This is a genomic window from Nodosilinea sp. P-1105 (assembly GCF_012911975.1).
In the GTDB taxonomy this organism is placed as follows: Bacteria; Cyanobacteriota; Cyanobacteriia; order Phormidesmidales; family Phormidesmidaceae; genus Nodosilinea.
Map to the genome: position 1 here is coordinate 1 of NZ_SMDQ01000167.1, position 1,171 is coordinate 1,171.

Consider the following 1,171-nt stretch of genomic DNA (forward strand, 5'->3'; position numbering starts at 1 on the left):
GGGGATGACCTGATCTTTGTGGGCAAAGCCGCCCAGGCTTTTCTGGACTACAACAGCTTTAAGGAAGATAAGTCGCTGAAGGCGGCGGAGCGGATCGTGGGGGTGCTGGGGGCGATCGCCAAACTAGAGAATCTGCCAAGGCACGTTGAGGCGATCGTCTGGGTGTTGCTGCCCATCAACGAACTCGCCACCCGTCAACGAATTGCTTTTCGCCTCTCGGATCTCTGCCAGGGCTTTCGCTTCCAGGATGAGACCGACTATCGCATTGACCTGAAGCTCAGTTTCCGCCCCGAAGGCTATGGTATCTATGTTCAGCGCAAGGCGCAGTTGCAGCAGGCGGGGGTATCCATTGCCCAGCGCACCACCTGGATTGAAATGCTAGGTCACCGCAACGGCACCCAACTGGCCTTCGAGACCGGCACACTCAATTCGGGTAAGTCGACGTCCAAGTTCCCTGGCTTCTGGGAGTCGTTTGAGAAGGCGGCCAATACGGCAGGGGTATCTGTCTCGGATTATGAGGTGCTGCTACGAGCCTTGGCAACCGGACAAGCCCAGCAATACTCGGTCGCCAAGGGTGAGACAGTGGACTTCGCTAACGCCCTGGCTCAGGTGGAGACGGCCTACCTGTCCGCTCTAGATCCGCATTTCAACGATCACCTGATTCCCAGTTTGGCCACTGGCAAGGGGGAGGTGGTGCTGGCGGGGGGAGCCGCCTACCTGATGCGGGATGCTTTGCAGCAGTATTTTGAGCAGCGGGGTTTTGGCGATCGCCTATCGCTGGCCTGGGAGCATCAGACGGGGCTCAACCGCCTGGTACAGGAACACCTGCCGGAAGTTCACGAGATGCCCTCCTTGCCAATGCGGATGACCGATGGCTTTGGCTTGTTCCAGGCGCTGCTGGGTGAGAGCCATCGGATGAGGGTGTCCTGATGGCGGACCAGCAGGACAACACGTCAGGGCGGGTGAAGTTTGTCTACAATGCCCAGTTCCCGGCGGCGACAGCGGTAGTGTTGCATTACTTGCTCCACAATCCCCACTTCACGGGTCGCCAAGGCCGACAGCAGGGGATGGATGCCATGATGGCCTTCTACCGCCCCCTGGCGGAGGAAATCCACGGTGAGCGATCGGTCTCGGAGATTCAGGAAATTGCCCGGCATTGTGTGGAGCGGTT

The 1,171-nt window shown here is 59.1% G+C and carries 2 protein-coding genes; both read left to right on the plus strand.

Annotated features, from left to right (window positions below; all coding sequences use genetic code 11):
- Nucleotides 1-930, plus strand: a 930-nt coding sequence (locus E1H13_RS26560) for a hypothetical protein (RefSeq protein ID WP_169617964.1), incomplete at its 5' end; no start/stop codon positions are given.
- On the plus strand, nt 930-1,171 hold a 242-nt coding region (locus E1H13_RS26565; protein ID WP_169617965.1), incomplete at its 3' end, for a hypothetical protein. The genes E1H13_RS26560 and E1H13_RS26565, both read left to right, overlap by 1 nt.